This is a genomic window from Halorubrum sp. B52, from assembly GCF_059752555.1.
In genome coordinates this window covers 328,169-343,252 of record NZ_MWTG01000009.1, presented here as the reverse complement: position 1 = coordinate 343,252, position 15,084 = coordinate 328,169, and the positions used below count along the sequence as shown (strand labels likewise).

Here is a 15,084-nt window from a genome sequence, read left to right as displayed (position 1 = left end):
AATAAATGCAGGGCGATCCGGCCGGCGTTGGAGAAACGTCCAACTGCGGCTCCCGAAGGTGGGTGAAACGGACGAGAGAAGGGTCCGCGTGGCCGAACCCGACCGGTTAGTGGTCGACGTACTGCGTCTCCCACTCGGTCCGGGCCTCGATCTCGCGTCGACCGCGGCGGGTCAGCGTGTAGTAGTTCGTGCGCCGGTCCCGCTGGCCCTTCTCGACGAGGCCCTTCTCGACGAGCGTGTCGAGGTTGGGGTAGAGCCGGCCGTGGTGGATCTCCTTCTCGTAGTAGTCCTCGAGCTCCTCTTTGATCGCGAGTCCGTGTGGCTCGTCCAGACCGGCGATCACGTAGAGCAAGTCACGCTGAAAACCCGTGAGATCGTACATGCAACTGTCAATACATTCCTATTCCAAATAAATAAACATACCGTTATAAACAACGTCGATCCGCGCTCCGACCCGCGGAGTCTCTCGATACCTGCGGTTCCGTCGTGTCAGTCGAGCAACTACGATGCGCCGGTCCGGGGCCGAACTGCGCCCTCGATCGAATGCACGGGAGATGATAGATCGGCCCGGAACGACGGGAGATCGGGACGGTCGCTGGGATCCGGAGTCGGCGGGCGCTGGACTCGGTGGTCGGCGGGCGCCGGACTCGGAAGGTGGCAGTCGCACCGCTCTCAGCGTGGCGGTGTCTGAGTACGCAGAAAGCCGGCGCGCCCGACGCGGAAAAAAGCCGCGTCGAGCGGCCGATTGGTCCCCGCTGACGCTTCGGCCCTCCAGACGAAGCGTCACCAGTTGATACAGGGTTCGAATTGATAAAGCTAACGAGGGCCCGCTGTTGGTGTAGCCTCCGTAACACGTTACCGAGGTCGAGGCGGGTGGGCGGGTCCGCGCCGGGCGGCCCGGGTCACATGTGCTCCTCCTCTAGCACCCAGCCGAGCGCGCGCTTGTAGTGGGTGAACAGCTGCTCGACGCCGCGGTGCGACATCTCCTCGTCGTCGAGTTCCTCGCAGAGGAACTCGTACTGCTCCCGGATCTCGTCTTCGGAGCGCATGGGCGCGGCTACGGCGCGTGCCGGGATAGTGTTGGGGCCGAAGACGACGTACACGAGGCGCGATGCGGATCGGCGGCGAACACCTCCAAAGCCCCAGCCGTGAGGCTGCCCCTTTGAGTCCCACCCCGCACTGCGACCGCACCGCAGCCTCACGCCTCCCCAGCCTCGCGGCTCCCTCCGGTCGCCGCGTCCCTCGCGCGCGCACCTCGCGGCCGCCGAGGACGGCCGCTCGGCGGCGCGCGCCTTCCGCAACCGCCGCGGTTCTATTTATAAATGGTCGCCCGCGAACGATACGTTGATACGTCGACCGCCGGTACCCGATGAGACGATGGACGACCGGACGCGCGAGTACCTGAAGGGGCGGTTCGGCGACTACTACCGCCGCGCCTCGCCGTCGCTCCCGCCGGACGCGAACCTCCGCGAGTGGGGCCACATCCCGTGGACGCCCGGCTCCGGGACGACGATGGTCCGCCACCAGTCGCTGTTCGACCTGGGCGACGTCGACACGTTCTTCGCGGACAACGCGCCCCGGCACGCTTACTTCTCGGCCGCGCGCTACGACGACCCCGGCGCCTCGACGATGTCGAAGAAGGGGTGGCTCTCCGCCGACCTGATCTTCGACCTCGACGCCGACCACCTCCCGGGGGTCGACCCCGAGACCACCTCGTACCCGGAGATGCTCGCGGAGTGCAAGGACGCCCTCCTGCGCCTGCTGGACTTCCTCGACGACGACTTCGCGTTCGACGACCTCACCGTCGTCTTCTCCGGCGGGCGCGGCTACCACGTCCACGTCCGCGACGAGAGCGTGCGGGGGTTAGACAGCGAGGCGCGCCGCGAGATCGTCGACTACGTGCGCGCGATCGACCTCGACACCGAGGGTCTGATCCGCACCGTCTCCGAGCGCGGCACGACGAAGCGCGTGCTCCGCACCGAGGGCGGGTGGGGCGCCCGCGTCCACGAGGCGCTCGTCGCGTACGCCGACGACCTCCGCGACATGGACGAGGACGAGGCCCGCGAGCGCCTGATGGAGCTGGACGGGATCGGCGAGGGGCGCGCGGAGACGATCCTCGGCGCGTTCGACCGGAACCCGACCGCGGTCCGCGAGGGCAACGTCGAGGCCGGCGGCCCGGGCGTGCGCCGGCTCGTCTCCGCGCTGGCGTCGCGCGTGGCCGCGACCGACACCGCGCCGATCGACGAGCCGGTGACCACCGACACGCGGCGGCTCATCCGGCTTCCGGGGACGCTCCACGGCGGCTCCGGGCTCGTCGTCACGCCGATCGAGCGCGACGGGCTCGCCGGCTTCGACCCGCTGCGGGACGCGGTGCCGGACCGGTTCGTCGGCCGCGAGATCCGGATCGAGACCGACGCGGATCGGACGGTAGAATTAAACGGTGAGCGCGTCAGAGTTGAACCCGGTAGAAACACCGTGCCCGAGTTCGCCGGGGTCTTCCTCATGGCCCGCGGCGAGGCGCGGAAGGCATCCGAACAATGAACCTCGACGAGCTCAGATCGGCCCAGGCGAAGGAACGCCGCAAGGACAGCCTCCAGCACCTGCGGGACTCCTTCTACGACGACGTGGCCGCCTACGTCGCCGACCTGCGCGCGGCCCGCGACCGCCGCGCCGAGCAGGTCGACAAGCCCTTCTCCGACGACGACGTCCGCCGCCTCTCGGACGAGGTCGAGACGGCCGAGGAGGTCGCCGAAGCGCTGTACGAGCGCCGCGTCGGCAAGGTCGTCAAGCTCGCGTCGTTCGCGGCGGCCGACATGCCGGTCGACGCCGACGGCATGACGACCGAGGAGCGGGAGCTGTTCGACGACCTCGTCGAGCGGATCGAGGCGAACAAATCCAGCGTGCTCGACGTGCTCTCCGGCGAGGTGTCGGTAGACGAGTCATCGTCCGGGTCGACGGCCGCTTCCGCATCGGCGTCCGCTTCCGCGTCCGTACCCGCGCCGGACCCCGATTCTCCGGATCCGGCGGATCCGACCGGGCGGACGGACTCGACCGACGGCGGAGCGGACGAGGTCGCCGACGCGCTCGCCGGCGCCATGGGCGGCGCGGACGACGAGGTGGCGGACGCCCTCGACGCGACCCCCGGCGAGACGGGAGGGGCGTCCGAACCGCCGCCGGCCGACGCGCCGGAGCACAGCGCGAGCGACGGCGCCGTCGACGCCGCATCGGAGGGCGCCACCGCCGACGGCGGCCCGACCGCGGTCCCGCCCGAGCCCGCACCGCCCGGCGCACCGGGGGTCGACGACCCGGGGGACGCGGGCGAGGCCGACTCGTCCGACTCGGCTGACGGCGTCGCCGGCGCCGGCGCCTCCTCCGAAACCGACCCGACCGTCGACGACCGCACGACCGTCCGGATCACCCGCGACGTCGGCGCCATCTTCGGCGTCGACGAGCGGGAGTACGACCTCGCGAGCGAGGACGTCGTGACCCTCCCCGTCGAGAACGCGGAGCCCCTCGTCCAGCGGGACGCCGCGGAGCGGCTCGACTGAGCCCGTCGACGGACGCCGACGCCGCGACCGACGAACACTAATGCCGCGGCGCGGCACGCCGACGCCGCGACCGACGAACACTAACGCCGCGGACGGCTACGGACCGGCAATGGAGGTCGAGTTCCTCGGCGGCGCCCGCGAGGTCGGTCGGAGCGCGGTCCTCGTCGACGACGCGCTGCTCTTGGACTACGGCCTGTTGACCGCGGACCCGCCGCGGTACCCGGTCCGCGACCCCGAGCCCGACGCGGTCGTCGTCTCGCACGGCCACCTCGACCACGCGGGCGCGGTGCCGGCCCTGCTGAAGGGCGATCGGCGGCCCGCGGTCCACTGGACGCCGCCGACCGCCGACCTGACGCGGACGCTCGCGCGTGACACGCTCAAGCTGCACGGCAACAGCCCGCTCTGTCCCTTCTCGGAGGAACACGTCGCGCGGCTCGGCGAGGTCGAGGAGCGGCACGGCTACCGGGAGCCGTTCGTCGTCGAGGCCGGCGGGACCGACTACGAAGTGACGCTGTTCGACGCGGGGCACATCCCGGGGTCGGCGCACGTGCTCGTCGACGATGGAGACGTCCGCCTGCTGTACACCGGCGACTTCCACACCGACGACCAGCGGCTCGTCTCGGGGACGACGGCGCGGCCCGACGCCGACGCCGTGATCTGCGAGTCGACGTACGCAGACGTGACCCACGAGGACCGCCGCGCGGTTGAGGACCGCTGGGCCGAGAGCGTGCGGACGACGATCTGGGAGGGAGGGACCGTCGTCGCGCCGGCGTTCGCCATCGGGCGGACGCAGGAGCTGATGCTCGTCGCCGAGGCGAACGACCTCACCCCGTACGTCGACGGGATGGGGACCGAGGTGACGCGGCTCGTCCGCCGGCACCCCGAGTTCCTGCGCGACCCCGAGGCGCTCCGCCGGGCGGCGGGCGCCGCGCGCTTCGTCACCGGCCGCGACGGCCAGCGCGAGCGGATCGCCGCCGACAACGAGCTGATAATCACCACCTCGGGGATGCTCGCCGGCGGTCCGGTCCACTCGTACCTCCCGGAGATCCGCGGCAGCCCGACGAACCTCGTGACGCTGACGGGGTATCAGGTCGAGGGGACGCCGGGCCGCGAGCTCCAAGAGCGCGGGCGGCTGGCGATAAACGGTCAGGTGCGCCCGGTCAGCGCCCGCGTGGAGTCGTACGACTTCTCCGCGCACGCAGACCGCGAGGGGCTGGAGTCGTTCCTGGATTCGTACCGCGGCGCGCAAGTGCTGGTCAACCACGGCGACCGGTGCGAGGCGTTCGCCGGGGACCTCCGCGCGGACGGGGTCGACGCGAGCGCGCCCGAGATCGGGGAGCGGGTCGAACTGTAGAAGCGATCAGTCGTCGTTTTCGTCGACGACGGAGGTGTTCGACACGGTCTCGGCGTTCAGCGGAACGTCCCCGGATTCGACCCCGTCTCCCGCGCTCGGGTCGGCGTGTTCCGCCCCGTTCCATCCCGGGTGGAAGTAGGCGACGCCCCGATCCCGGAACTCGACGGCCGCCACGCGCTCGTTCGATACGTCGGGGAGCTGCGGCCGCACGGGGTTCGAGGTGTTCAGGTCCTCGACCGTCACGGAACGGATCGCTCCCTCGGGACCGCCGCTCCCCGGATTCGCCGCCGTGAGCCAGACGGTCGCCTCGACGGTCCCGTCCGCCCCGTTCGTCTCGACGTGTGCGTTCCCCACGCCGCTGTACGTGACGCCAGTCACCGTCGGCCCCGTCGGCACGCAGGTCACGGCGTGGGTGCGGTTCAGCGAGACGCCGACGCCGGCGCCGTTCGCGTCGACCTCGAACGCGAGCGGGACCGTCTCTCGATCGGGGCAGCGCAGCGTGACGTCGACCGCGGCCGCGCTCTCCCGATCGAGAGACGAGGGCGGGTCGACCGACTCGATCGTCGCGTCCGTCGCTCCGGGGTCCGCGATCGAGACGTCGACGTCGAACTCGTCGAGGTCGGTGCCGAACCGGTTGCGGTACTCGACGACGGGCGCGGGCTCCCCGTCGCGGACCTCGTCGGCGAGCGGCTCGTAGCCGAGGTACGCGCTCGCGTCGTCGGTCACGTTGACCGCGAGCCCGCGGTCGGCCTCCATCGCGGTGAACCCCGCGGTGCCGAAGACGAGCCCGACCGCCGCGGTGAACGCGAGCACGAGGCTCAGCGTGCGGATGGCGCTCACGCGTCGCGTCGGTGACAGACTGGCAGTGCTCATTCTCGGGTGCGGAGCTCCGGCGGTTTCTCCGTGTCGCCGAGGCGCGCTCGGCGGCCGACGACGTGGTGGGCGGCGGCGGAGATACCGAAGGCGGTCGCGGTGAACGCCCCCACGTCGAGCGCTTCGAACCCGGCGAACCCCGGCGCCCCCGCGGCGACGGCGATCAGGAGAGAGACGGCGACGCCCGCGAGCCCGACGTAGTAGAGGCTCCACGGGATCTCCTTGCTGCGGAGCACCTCGACGTAGATGTCGAGCTCCTCCAGCTCGGGCGTCGGCTCGACGAGGTTCTCCTCCTCGTCGACCGTCACCACGTTCTTCTCCTCTAACTTCGGGAGGTGCGTGCGCCGGAGCGTGCTGTACACGTTTCGGCGGTCCTCGTACCGGACCTCCTCCGGGTCGACGTCGCGCTCCCACGCGGTGACGTGCGTGGAGAGCTCGGAGACGTGGAGCGGCTCCTCGGTGTGCTTGAGCGCGTGGATGACGAAGCGACGCCGCCTGTTCGACAGCACCTCGAAGACCTCGTCCTCGGACAGTTCACCCCCGTTTCGGCTCGATCCGTTCGTCGTGGCAGCGGTAGATAGCATCGATGTGAACACCCTCGTTCGACGCCGGCGGATCCCCCTCTTCGAACCGGCGGTTTTCGTTTGTAGCGTGTGAGGGAAACTACCATAAATAGGTAGGATAGTTAACCTATCAATGAAATTTTCCTGTCACGAACAGGGGCAGATCGTCGGTCAGACGAGGGAAAACCGAATCCGGTACGCATCTCCGACCGGATCTTCAGGGGGTCGTTGATTACCGAAGCCGCTTCCTGAAACGAGTTAGGAGCTCTTTATCGGTGTCTCAGAGTTGCCACGATGCGGAGACGAGGAGCGCCCGCGGCGTATCGAGGCGCGCACGTCACGCAACGAGGAGCGCACGTGAACATGTCGAGAATATCATAACGAAGTACCACCACCCGTATGTGTTATCCAAGCGCTCCCGGCCCGGACGCCCGGGCTGCGGGGGTGCGAGAACACAGGTGAGATACGACATGGAACGACGCAAATTCGTGATCGGTCTGGGATCGCTCGCTGCCGGCGGGGCAGCTGCAACGGGGACAGGTGCGTTTGCGAGTGTCGAGGCCACTCGGAGTGTCAATGTCAATGTGGTGGGTGACGGAAGTGCATATCTCGGCTTAGAGGACACGTCAGCGTACGCCGATATGGACGGCAAAGAACTCAAGTTGGATTTCGCTGCGAACGGCAACGGTGGCGCTGGTATTAACGCGGACTCCGTTTCGACGTTCGATGGGGTGTTCAGAATGGTGAACAACGGCCCCAACGACCTCGATATCACTATCGACAAGTCAGGACTGGCCAATCCGGATCGGTGGCACTTCGTTCCGAAGGAAGTCTACGAGGAGTACAGCGGCAACTACCCCGAAGACAGCTTCTACCCCAGCTGGGACGACTTCGGAGGATACGATACCACCAACGCGAGCGGCGGAGGCCTAGACTCGGGCGGCTCCACGAAGGTCGGTGTGGCGATTGATGCGCGCGACAGGAGCGGCCTGCCGGGCGGAGAGATCACGTTCGCCGTTACGGACGAAGACGGTCCGTACGGGAGCAACTCATCGTGACGTAGCGGGAGCAGTAGCAGTTAACAGCGGTACGAGATATTTTGGTCGCAGTGAGTTAGAGGATGAGGGATTCAGTCATCGAAGACTGACTGTTTCGGTACCTCCAGGTGGGCCCTCGCTACTCCTGTCATCCCGGAATTAGACGAACTTTCACGTACCCGCCGGGATCGTCCTCGCGGTCCCATCCTAGTGCGACACGCACCGCGGTGACCGCGACCGAAGGAAACGCCCCCGGTCGCTCTTTGACCCACGAAACGACGACTTCCGAGGCCGAATACCTTCGATCTGACGCTCTCGCAGCGGCGCAGTCAGCAGACTAGACGAGGTAAGAGAAAGGGGAGGGCTGGGAGAAAAAAGGACGGACGACCGCGATCAAGCGGGTCGCCTACGCCCCGCCGTCGGTGTACGCCCAGTCGTCGAGCACGCGCTCGGCGGTCGCGTCCGCCTCGGCCGGGGTGACCCGGTTGCCGGCGACGACCTCGTCGGCGAGGTCGCAGGCGAGGTCGTACACGGCCGCGCCGTCGGCGCGCTCGGCGACGCGCTCGAACGTCGGCCGGTAGCCGGCGGCCGCGCGCTGTCCGGTCTCGTCGAGGGCGGCGTCGATCGCGTACTCGAGCTGACGAACCGCTTCCTCTGGTTCCATACACGGGTGATCGCATCCGTCGTACTTAAGTGTACTCGGATTCGGAATTGAGTTAATACTCTCGCGACGGTCGCGCTTCCGCGGGGGAGAGCCGTGGAACTCGGAGCGCGGATCGACGTTTATACGCGTCGGGGCGCCGCAGAGCGCCCATGACCGAGGCAGGCGAGCGCGCGGCCGTCGCCGAGCGCGCGGCGCGGGCGGGCGGCCGCGTGGCGCACGACCACTTCCGGAGCGACATCGCCGTCGAGAGCAAGGGCGAGGACGACGTGGTGACGGAGGCCGACCGGGCCGCCCAGCGCACAGTGATCGAGTCGATCCGCGAGTCGTTCCCGGACGACGCGGTCGTCGGCGAGGAGGGCGAGGAGCGCAAGACCGTCCCCGAGGAAGGCGCGTCGTGGGTGATCGACCCCATCGACGGGACGCACAACTACGTCCGGGACATCCGCGTGTGGGGCACCGCGGTCGCGGCGGTCGTCGACGGCGAGCCGGTCGCGGCCGCCACGGTCTGCCCCGCGCTCGGCGACGTGTACACCGCCGACGGCGACGGGGCGTACCGCAACGGCGACCCGATCGCGGTCAACGACGTCGCCGACCCGCGCCGGGCCGCCGTCGACCCGACGCTCTGGTGGGACCACGACTCCCGCGACGAGTACGCCGACGCCTGCGAAGCGATCGTTCGGCGGTTCGCCGACATGCGCCGGTTCGGCGCCGCGCAGGTCGTGCTCCCCACCGTCGCCGCGGGCGGCCTCGAAGGCGTCGTCTCGAACCTCCGAGCGAACCCGTGGGACTCGGTCGGTGGGGTTTTCATGATCCGGCAGGCCGGCGGGCGCGTCACCGACCTGGAGGGGAACCGCTGGCGACACGACTCGACCGGCCTCGTCGCCTCGAACGGGACGCTCCACGACGAGGTGCTCGCCGCCGCGCGCGAGATCGAGAATTTGGACTAAGCGCGATTATTTATAAACGAGATGCGGTGGCGCGCGCCGGTGAGCGCCCACCGGGCGCGAACCGCGCGTGCGACGAGGCTGGGGAGGCGTGAGGTGCGGTACTGTGCGGGGTGGGACTCAAAGGGGCAGTCGCGCTCGGCGAACCCCAGCGACGCAAGGACCGCAGGGAGCGTAGCGACCGAGGACCGCAGCGAGCTGTGGGAGCCGAGCGCGACTGGGGCTTTGGAGGTGTTCACCGGGAAGCCGTCGTTCACGTACAGCCGAGCCGTTGGGGATTTGGAGGAGTTCCCCGCCTCGTCAACGACGTATAGCCGAGGGTTCAAATCCGGTCCCGACGAACCCCGAGACATGTACGCGGTCGTCGGCTGTAACGAGTGCGCGGCCATGTGGCTCCTCGCCGACCCCCGGACCAGCGACAGCGCCAACTGCCCGCGCTGCGGGAAGACGCACCGGACGGCGAAGCTCAAGCGCTTTTACGAGTCCGAGGACCGGGCGGCTGCCCGTGAGGCCCGGGCCGCGCTGCTCGCGAAGAAGCGCGACGAGAGCGCCGCGTTCGCCGAGATCGACCACGTCTCGGAGCTCGAACGCGCCGTCGACGACGCCGGGGTCGACGACCGGGAGTACCTCGAGGCGAGCGGGATCGACGCCGACGCCGTCGACGAGGCGGGCGCCCGCGCCGAGGGCGGCGGGCCGGCCTCGCGCACCCGGACCGAGATCGTCCGCGACGCGGTCGAGGCGGTCGAGGAGCCGACCGAGGGGAACGTCGTCGCGCACGCGAGCGAGCGCGGCGTCCCCGCCGAGAAGGCCCGCGAGATCCTGACGAGGCTGACGCGGCGGGGCGAGCTCTCGGAGTCGCGGGGGCGGTACAGGGTGTTGTGAGCCGGCCGCGGGGGCAATCGACGTCGCCGTCCGGCGACCCCGAACTCGACAAAGCACTTATATCGCCGGTCTGACGTGCGACGTATGGACACGCGAACTGCCCTCCTGGCGGCCGCGGCCGCGGTGCTCGTCGTGAGCGCGGTCGGGGTCGTCGCCGCGCCGGACGCGCTCGACGATCCCCGCGAGGAGAACGAGCGCCCCGGCGACGTGCGTATCGCCGGCATCGTCGTGTCGCCGGGCGAGGTCCGCGGCGAGACGGCCGAGCTTCGGCTCGGGGTCGACCTCCGGCACCGCGGGCCGACCGTCGAGAACGTCACCGTGCGCCACCGCGCGATCGGCGCCGACTCGGGGCTGCTCGTCGACGAGACGACGGTCGACGTCGGCGACGTCGACGGCGGCGGCGAGCGGACGATCAACGGCTCCGTCGACGTGGAGCGCGCTGGCGGCTACCGGATCGAGACCGTCGTCTTCGTCGACGGGGAGCGACGGGAGAGCCGGACGACCCGCGTCGGCGGCGTGGCCGCGCTCACGCCCGACTACGCCGACTCTCGCGTCGGCTTCACCGAGGGGAACGTCTGGCCGACAGTCGCGGTGAGCGTGCGGGAGGCCGACAACGCGACCGCGACGCTGTCGGTCTCCGTCTCCGTGACCAACCGCGGCGACGAGGCGTCCGAGCCCCTCGATCTCCGCCTGTTGATGCGGCAGGCCGAGTCGAACGTGATCGCCGACGAGGCCCGCGAGACCGTCGGGTCCGTCCGCCCCGGTCGGACGGACACGGTGACGGTGACGGTCGAGGTGCCCGCGAACTACAACTACTACGTCGACGCGGCGCTGTGGAGCGACGACGTCCTCATCGACGAGACGCAGGGCGTCGCCAACCTGAATCCCCGCGAGACGATCTCCGCCGACGAGAGCGTCGAGGAGGTGGAGTTCTCCGTCGAGGACTTCGCGGGCGGCGGTGGCGACGGTGCCGACGGGGCCGACGGCGAGAGGCCCCGCGACGACGGGAGCACCGACGACGGCACGCCCGGCTTCGGCCCGGTGGTCGCGCTCGCCGCGCTCCTCGCCGCGGCGCTGTACGCGCGGAGGCGACCGTGACGGGCGAGGACCGACCCGCGCCGGACGAGACGGGACCGAACACCGACCGCGACGACGACCGACCCGCGACCCAACCCATGACCGACACCGACGACGACGCGACCGAGACGGGCGAACCGACCGCGGCCACCGGCGCGGCCGCCGAATCGACGGACGACGACCCCGACCGGTCGACCCGCCCGAACGGATCGACCGACCGCGGGATCGGCCGGCTCCCGACCGGCCGCCTCCGCGGGATCCTCGACCGGGTCGGCCTCGCCGCGCTGGTCCTGCTCGCGCTGATCGCCGGGTGGGGGTTCTACAGCCAGACCGGCGCCGCGATCCGGACGTGGCTCGATCCGGCCTACCAGCCGATCGCGCTCGCGGCGTTCAACCTCGCGATCCTCTTCGTCGCGCTCGCCGGCGTGGCCCACCAGCTCTCGCGCATCCGGGCGAACGAGTAGTCGGGACGGCGGGTCGAATGCGCGCCGCCGCGACGCCTCACTCCTCCGGGAGGTCGTCCGTGTCGGCGGGGATCCGATCCACCTGTCCGGCGAGCGTCGCCGCGTCGCCGGCGACCGTGGAAGGCTCGACGCCGGCCACGTTCGAGACCAGTCGGACGTGCGCCGCGAGCAGTGCGATCGCACGGAGCCCCTCGCCCTCGGGCTCGTCTTCCGCCCGCTGTGCGAACGTCGTGTCGACCTCACCGTCGCGGATGATGCCGACGTGCACCGCCTCGATATCGTCGCTATCGAGCAGGTCTCGGGCGCGGGCGAGTTTGACGGCGAACGCCCCCTCGTCGGGGGTCTCGCCGGCGATGGACTCGCCGTCGTTAGAAGAAGATTCGTCGGCGGCCGTCTCGTCGTCGTCGCTCATGAACGACCGTACGCGGAGCCGAGTCAAAAGCGCGGCGTTCGAACGACAGAAGGAGAGAACCGCAACGCGGGAACCGACGAAGCCGCGGAGCGATCGGCGGTCGAACGGCGGGTTACTCGCTCGGGCGCGGGCGGGCGATGAACAGCGCCTCCTCGAGCGTGAACGGGTCGTACGTCGACTGGTGGCAGACGCAGTAGGTCCCGTTCGCGGCGTCGTACCGGGCGGACTCCTCTAACACCTTGTAGTCGGGGATACAGCAGAAGTGCGTACAGACGTTGAGGTACGCGATGAACCCCTGGTCGGTGGACGCCTCGAGCCACTCGCCGTTCGAGTTCGCGACGGCCTCCTCGATCCGCGGCGAGCGGATGACGATCGCGTTCAGGTTGGTGTCGGCGTCCTCGGACCGCCACGTGACCGAGGCCGGCTTCCCGACGCCGTCGTCGCCGATCCCGTTGCCCCACGTGTCGTAGTCCGAGAAGTCGTCGACGTGGATCCGCTCGCCCGCGTCGTACGTCTCGTCCTGCCAGTCGTACTTCCCGGGCGCGGCGCGGAACAGGTTGTCCGACTCGAAGTCGGGCGCGATGTTCGCCTGCGACTCGACGCCGCAGTACTGGAACCACTCGCCGGAGTACGTCTTCCCGCCGAGGTCCTGTTGTGCGATCTGGATCTCTTGGCCCTCCTGCGTGACCGTCGTCGTCTCGGGCCAGATGCCCTCGATGTACCCGTCGTCGGTCACCTGCAAGGGGATCTGCGGGAGCCCGCGCGGCGCCGGGCCGCCGGTCTTCGCGATCGTCGTCGCGACCGTCGCCCCGCCGCCGACCCCACCGGCGGTCGTCAGCGTGTTCACGGTCGCCGACCCCATCGCCCCGACGCCCGCGAGGGCCGCGCCCCCGACGACGCCCTTGACGAAGCGCCGCCGACCGGACTCGGCCGGATACTTGTCGGACTTACTCATACGCGTGGTTCGGGATGGATCGGTAAAAAGGGTGACGAACCGCCCACGCAACTGTTCGGACGGGGGGATCGAAGACCGAGACGGCGGAGCCTCCGAATGCCGGCCCTAAATCGGCCGCCCGGCGGAGACGGCGCTCGGAGACGATCGGAGTCGCTGAGCGAGGGGACACCGTGCGACCCGACGAGACGCGGAAGCCGCCTCCGCGCGATCTAAATATCATTTCTTGAGATAATATTTATTTTCGAGGTGTATGACGTCCAACCGAGCCGAGCGACCGTTCACAGGCGAGTTCGGGACACCGGCCGCTAACCACGGGCCGACGGCGTCCGGATCACGTCGCGGTCGGTGAAACCGCGATCCGGATCGACGATCGGCGTCGCCGGCGGTACGCCGCCGGCGATCCCCAGCCGAGGAACGCGTCGGAGAAAGGCTCTAATTCGGGCGCTTTTGGTGGACGTCACGGGCCTCTCCCGGGCGCTTGGTATCGACTCCGTGGAAACGGCGGGTGGACGAGACGCCCCCCCACGTCGGTGAGGTTCCGTGACGCCACGCGACGGGTCACCGTCACGGACCCCGGTTCCGACACGAAGCGGCTGGGGACAGCCGCGCCGTCAAATATGTATACAAAAAATAAAAAGATAGGAAGTACCAATTTTAAGTAATTTATAGACGGCGATCCGGAAACCGTCGAAGCGCGATTCCGAACGACCGTCCCGTCGGACAAAGGCCGGTCCGAGGGACGCCGCCGTCGACGGCGACGATCCGAGAGGGGATGAGCCGACTGATCCGTGCGATTGTACCGCAAGCCTAACCGATCGGGCCGCCCGCCGGCCGCGAGCCGACTGACGGTCACGTCGAGTGCGACCGACGCGCTTCCGTCGGATTCGGGGGTTTCGGCGCGCGTAAACCGCACCGAGCGAATCGGATGTGCGGACCGAAGCGGCCGTGGATTTCTCTCGGAGGTTTCAGTTACGACCGCGTGAACCGCGTTTTAGTCGCTCCGATCGCTGAATTGCGCCAACTTTCACGCGGCTGAGTGAGTGATTAATAAAGAGAGTGCCGATCCAAGGTCGGGATATGTACCGACGAACGAACCGGGCTGACGCGCCGGCGACCGGGGAGAGCCGATGACCGAACTCGTCGAGATCCGGGACGGCCGGATCGTGACCCCAAACGGCGTCATCGAGGGCGGACGCGTCGTCCTCGCGGACCGTCGCATCGCCGAAGTGGGCCGCGCCGGGACGGAACCGGTCTCCGGGGCGACGGCGGTCGACGCCGACGGGAACGTGGTGATGCCCGGGCTCATCGACCTCCACGGAGACGACGTCGAGGACGAACTGTATCCGCGTTCTGGCGCGCGCGTCGACGCGCGAGAGGCCGTGATCGCCGCCGACCGCGGGAACGTCTCGGCCGGGATCACGACGAAGTTCCACGCGATCGCGTTCGAGGAGACGCCGTCGGAGGACCGCTCGATCGCCGACGCGACCGACCTGAGCCGGGCGATCGCCGACGCGGAGGAGACGCTGGGCGACAACCGGATCCACGCGCGGTGCGAGCTCTCGGAGGAGAGCGTCGGGGCCGTCGAATCGCTCCTCGAAGAGGTCCCCGTCGACCTCGTCTCCGTGATGCATCACGCCCCGGACGGCGCGCAGTTCGACGAGGAGGAGTTCAGCGATCACTACGTCGAACAGCGGGACTGCACGCGGGAGACGGCCGCGGCGCTCGCGGTCCGGCGCCGGAACACGTCGACGCGGCAGCGCGCCGAGTACGCCGGTCGGGTGGCGGCCATCGCCCGCGATCGGGGAGTTCCGCTGGCGTCCCACGACGACGACTCGCCCGAGGCGGTCGACAGAATGGCCGCGATGGGCGCGTCGATCAGCGAGTTCCCGGTGACGCTAGCGGCCGCGGAGCGAGCCGCGGAGGAACACGGGAGCGCGACGACGATGGGCGCCCCGAACCTCGTGCGCGGCGGGAGCCTCTGGGGGAACCTGAGCGCGCGGGAGGCCGTCGACGCCGGCGTCGTCGACGCCCTCTGTACGGACTACCACCCGCGGTCGCTGCTGAAGGCCCCGTTCGTCGACACCGGCGAACCGCTGGCCGACCGAGTCGCCCGAGTCACTGTCAATCCCGCGGAGGCCGTGGGGCTCTACGACCGCGGCTGCCTCCGGAAGGGCGCCCGCGCCGACGTGCTCGTCGTCGATCCCGACCCGACTCCCACCGTCGAACGCGTGTACGTCGGCGGGCGGGAGGCGGTGCGAACGACCCGCCCCGACACCGCCCGCGAGCGCGTTCCGACCGCCTGAGCGGAGCT

Annotated in this window: 16 protein-coding genes; 9 read left to right on the top strand and 7 right to left on the bottom strand. The window is 69.5% G+C overall.

The genetic code is table 11. The features are described 5' to 3' along the window. Positions 1-106: 106 nt before the first annotated feature. Positions 107-382: a PadR family transcriptional regulator gene (locus B4V04_RS10310; protein WP_123113152.1), complete on the bottom strand. Its 276-nt coding sequence runs from the start codon at positions 380-382 to the stop codon at positions 107-109. Positions 383-902: 520 nt separating this feature from the next. Beyond that, complete coding sequence (locus B4V04_RS10305) at positions 903-1,049, bottom strand: DUF8555 family protein (protein ID WP_498231368.1); 147 nt, start codon at positions 1,047-1,049, stop codon at positions 903-905. 328 nt (positions 1,050-1,377) lie between these two features. Here B4V04_RS10305 and priS point away from each other — a divergent pair, with 328 nt between their 5' ends. The 3 genes from priS (at position 1,378) to B4V04_RS10290 (ending at position 4,902) form a co-directional block, all read left to right on the top strand. Further along, positions 1,378-2,541 carry a DNA primase small subunit PriS gene (priS, locus tag B4V04_RS10300; protein ID WP_498231366.1) on the top strand — a complete coding sequence of 388 codons (1,164 nt, stop codon included), beginning with the start codon at positions 1,378-1,380 and terminating at the stop codon, positions 2,539-2,541. Further along, complete coding sequence (locus B4V04_RS10295) at positions 2,538-3,548, top strand: DNA replication complex subunit Gins51 (protein WP_498231364.1); 1,011 nt, start codon at positions 2,538-2,540, stop codon at positions 3,546-3,548. The genes priS and B4V04_RS10295 overlap by 4 nt, the downstream gene beginning before the upstream one ends. A 109-nt stretch (positions 3,549-3,657) precedes the next feature. Next, positions 3,658-4,902: an MBL fold metallo-hydrolase gene (locus B4V04_RS10290; protein ID WP_498231362.1), complete on the top strand. Its 1,245-nt coding sequence runs from the start codon at positions 3,658-3,660 to the stop codon at positions 4,900-4,902. A gap of 6 nt (positions 4,903-4,908) precedes the next feature. On the opposite strand, the gene B4V04_RS10285 is transcribed toward B4V04_RS10290, so the two are convergent. Then, positions 4,909-5,775, bottom strand: coding sequence for a hypothetical protein (locus B4V04_RS10285; protein ID WP_498231361.1), 867 nt, complete (start codon positions 5,773-5,775; stop codon positions 4,909-4,911). Next, positions 5,772-6,359 (bottom strand): DUF7344 domain-containing protein, encoded by a 588-nt coding sequence (locus tag B4V04_RS10280; protein WP_498231360.1) that lies wholly within the window; start codon positions 6,357-6,359, stop codon positions 5,772-5,774. The genes B4V04_RS10285 and B4V04_RS10280 overlap by 4 nt, the downstream gene beginning before the upstream one ends. A 449-nt stretch (positions 6,360-6,808) precedes the next feature. Between B4V04_RS10280 and B4V04_RS10275 the strand changes: the two genes are divergently transcribed. After that, positions 6,809-7,396 carry a hypothetical protein gene (locus tag B4V04_RS10275; protein ID WP_498231358.1) on the top strand — a complete coding sequence of 196 codons (588 nt, stop codon included), beginning with the start codon at positions 6,809-6,811 and terminating at the stop codon, positions 7,394-7,396. A gap of 385 nt (positions 7,397-7,781) precedes the next feature. Here B4V04_RS10275 and B4V04_RS10270 read toward each other — a convergent pair whose 3' ends face one another. After that, complete coding sequence (locus tag B4V04_RS10270; RefSeq protein ID WP_498231356.1) at positions 7,782-8,039, bottom strand: hypothetical protein; 258 nt, start codon at positions 8,037-8,039, stop codon at positions 7,782-7,784. 149 nt (positions 8,040-8,188) lie between these two features. Between B4V04_RS10270 and B4V04_RS10265 the strand changes: the two genes are divergently transcribed. The 4 genes from B4V04_RS10265 (at position 8,189) to B4V04_RS10250 (ending at position 11,406) form a co-directional block, all read left to right on the top strand. After that, positions 8,189-8,986, top strand: coding sequence for an inositol monophosphatase family protein (locus B4V04_RS10265; protein WP_498231355.1), 798 nt, complete (start codon positions 8,189-8,191; stop codon positions 8,984-8,986). Positions 8,987-9,334: 348 nt separating this feature from the next. Then, entirely contained in the window at positions 9,335-9,865 is a 531-nt protein-coding gene (locus B4V04_RS10260; protein WP_498231353.1) for a DUF5817 domain-containing protein, read from the top strand. An 84-nt stretch (positions 9,866-9,949) separates the two neighbouring features. Beyond that, positions 9,950-10,963 carry a DUF7490 domain-containing protein gene (locus tag B4V04_RS10255; RefSeq protein WP_498231352.1) on the top strand — a complete coding sequence of 338 codons (1,014 nt, stop codon included), beginning with the start codon at positions 9,950-9,952 and terminating at the stop codon, positions 10,961-10,963. Beyond that, positions 10,960-11,406, top strand: a complete 447-nt coding sequence (locus B4V04_RS10250) for a DUF8060 family membrane protein (RefSeq protein WP_498231351.1) — start codon at positions 10,960-10,962, stop codon at positions 11,404-11,406. Before B4V04_RS10255 ends, B4V04_RS10250 begins: the two co-directional genes overlap by 4 nt. Before the next feature lie 37 nt (positions 11,407-11,443). Here B4V04_RS10250 and B4V04_RS10245 read toward each other — a convergent pair whose 3' ends face one another. Beyond that, a complete protein-coding gene (locus tag B4V04_RS10245) occupies positions 11,444-11,818 on the bottom strand; it encodes a DUF8113 family protein (protein ID WP_498231349.1) in 375 nt (124 codons plus the stop codon). Between the two features lie 112 nt (positions 11,819-11,930). Then, positions 11,931-12,773, bottom strand: coding sequence for a ubiquinol-cytochrome c reductase iron-sulfur subunit (locus B4V04_RS10240; protein ID WP_498231348.1), 843 nt, complete (start codon positions 12,771-12,773; stop codon positions 11,931-11,933). A gap of 1,127 nt (positions 12,774-13,900) precedes the next feature. On the opposite strand from B4V04_RS10240, the gene B4V04_RS10235 reads away from it, so the two are divergent. Continuing rightward, entirely contained in the window at positions 13,901-15,076 is a 1,176-nt protein-coding gene (locus tag B4V04_RS10235) for an alpha-D-ribose 1-methylphosphonate 5-triphosphate diphosphatase (protein ID WP_498231347.1), read from the top strand. Positions 15,077-15,084 lie beyond the last annotated feature (8 nt).

Coding starts and splice junctions, on each gene's coding strand:
- B4V04_RS10310 (WP_123113152.1), bottom strand. CDS start 382: ATGTACGATCTCACGGGTTTTCAGCGTGACTTGCTCTACGTGATCGCC.
- B4V04_RS10305 (WP_498231368.1), bottom strand. CDS start 1,049: ATGCGCTCCGAAGACGAGATCCGGGAGCAGTACGAGTTCCTCTGCGAG.
- priS (WP_498231366.1), top strand. CDS start 1,378: ATGGACGACCGGACGCGCGAGTACCTGAAGGGGCGGTTCGGCGACTAC.
- B4V04_RS10295 (WP_498231364.1), top strand. CDS start 2,538: ATGAACCTCGACGAGCTCAGATCGGCCCAGGCGAAGGAACGCCGCAAG.
- B4V04_RS10290 (WP_498231362.1), top strand. CDS start 3,658: ATGGAGGTCGAGTTCCTCGGCGGCGCCCGCGAGGTCGGTCGGAGCGCG.
- B4V04_RS10285 (WP_498231361.1), bottom strand. CDS start 5,775: ATGAGCACTGCCAGTCTGTCACCGACGCGACGCGTGAGCGCCATCCGC.
- B4V04_RS10280 (WP_498231360.1), bottom strand. CDS start 6,359: ATGCTATCTACCGCTGCCACGACGAACGGATCGAGCCGAAACGGGGGT.
- B4V04_RS10275 (WP_498231358.1), top strand. CDS start 6,809: ATGGAACGACGCAAATTCGTGATCGGTCTGGGATCGCTCGCTGCCGGC.
- B4V04_RS10270 (WP_498231356.1), bottom strand. CDS start 8,039: ATGGAACCAGAGGAAGCGGTTCGTCAGCTCGAGTACGCGATCGACGCC.
- B4V04_RS10265 (WP_498231355.1), top strand. CDS start 8,189: ATGACCGAGGCAGGCGAGCGCGCGGCCGTCGCCGAGCGCGCGGCGCGG.
- B4V04_RS10260 (WP_498231353.1), top strand. CDS start 9,335: ATGTACGCGGTCGTCGGCTGTAACGAGTGCGCGGCCATGTGGCTCCTC.
- B4V04_RS10255 (WP_498231352.1), top strand. CDS start 9,950: ATGGACACGCGAACTGCCCTCCTGGCGGCCGCGGCCGCGGTGCTCGTC.
- B4V04_RS10245 (WP_498231349.1), bottom strand. CDS start 11,818: ATGAGCGACGACGACGAGACGGCCGCCGACGAATCTTCTTCTAACGAC.
- B4V04_RS10240 (WP_498231348.1), bottom strand. CDS start 12,773: ATGAGTAAGTCCGACAAGTATCCGGCCGAGTCCGGTCGGCGGCGCTTC.
- B4V04_RS10235 (WP_498231347.1), top strand. CDS start 13,901: ATGACCGAACTCGTCGAGATCCGGGACGGCCGGATCGTGACCCCAAAC.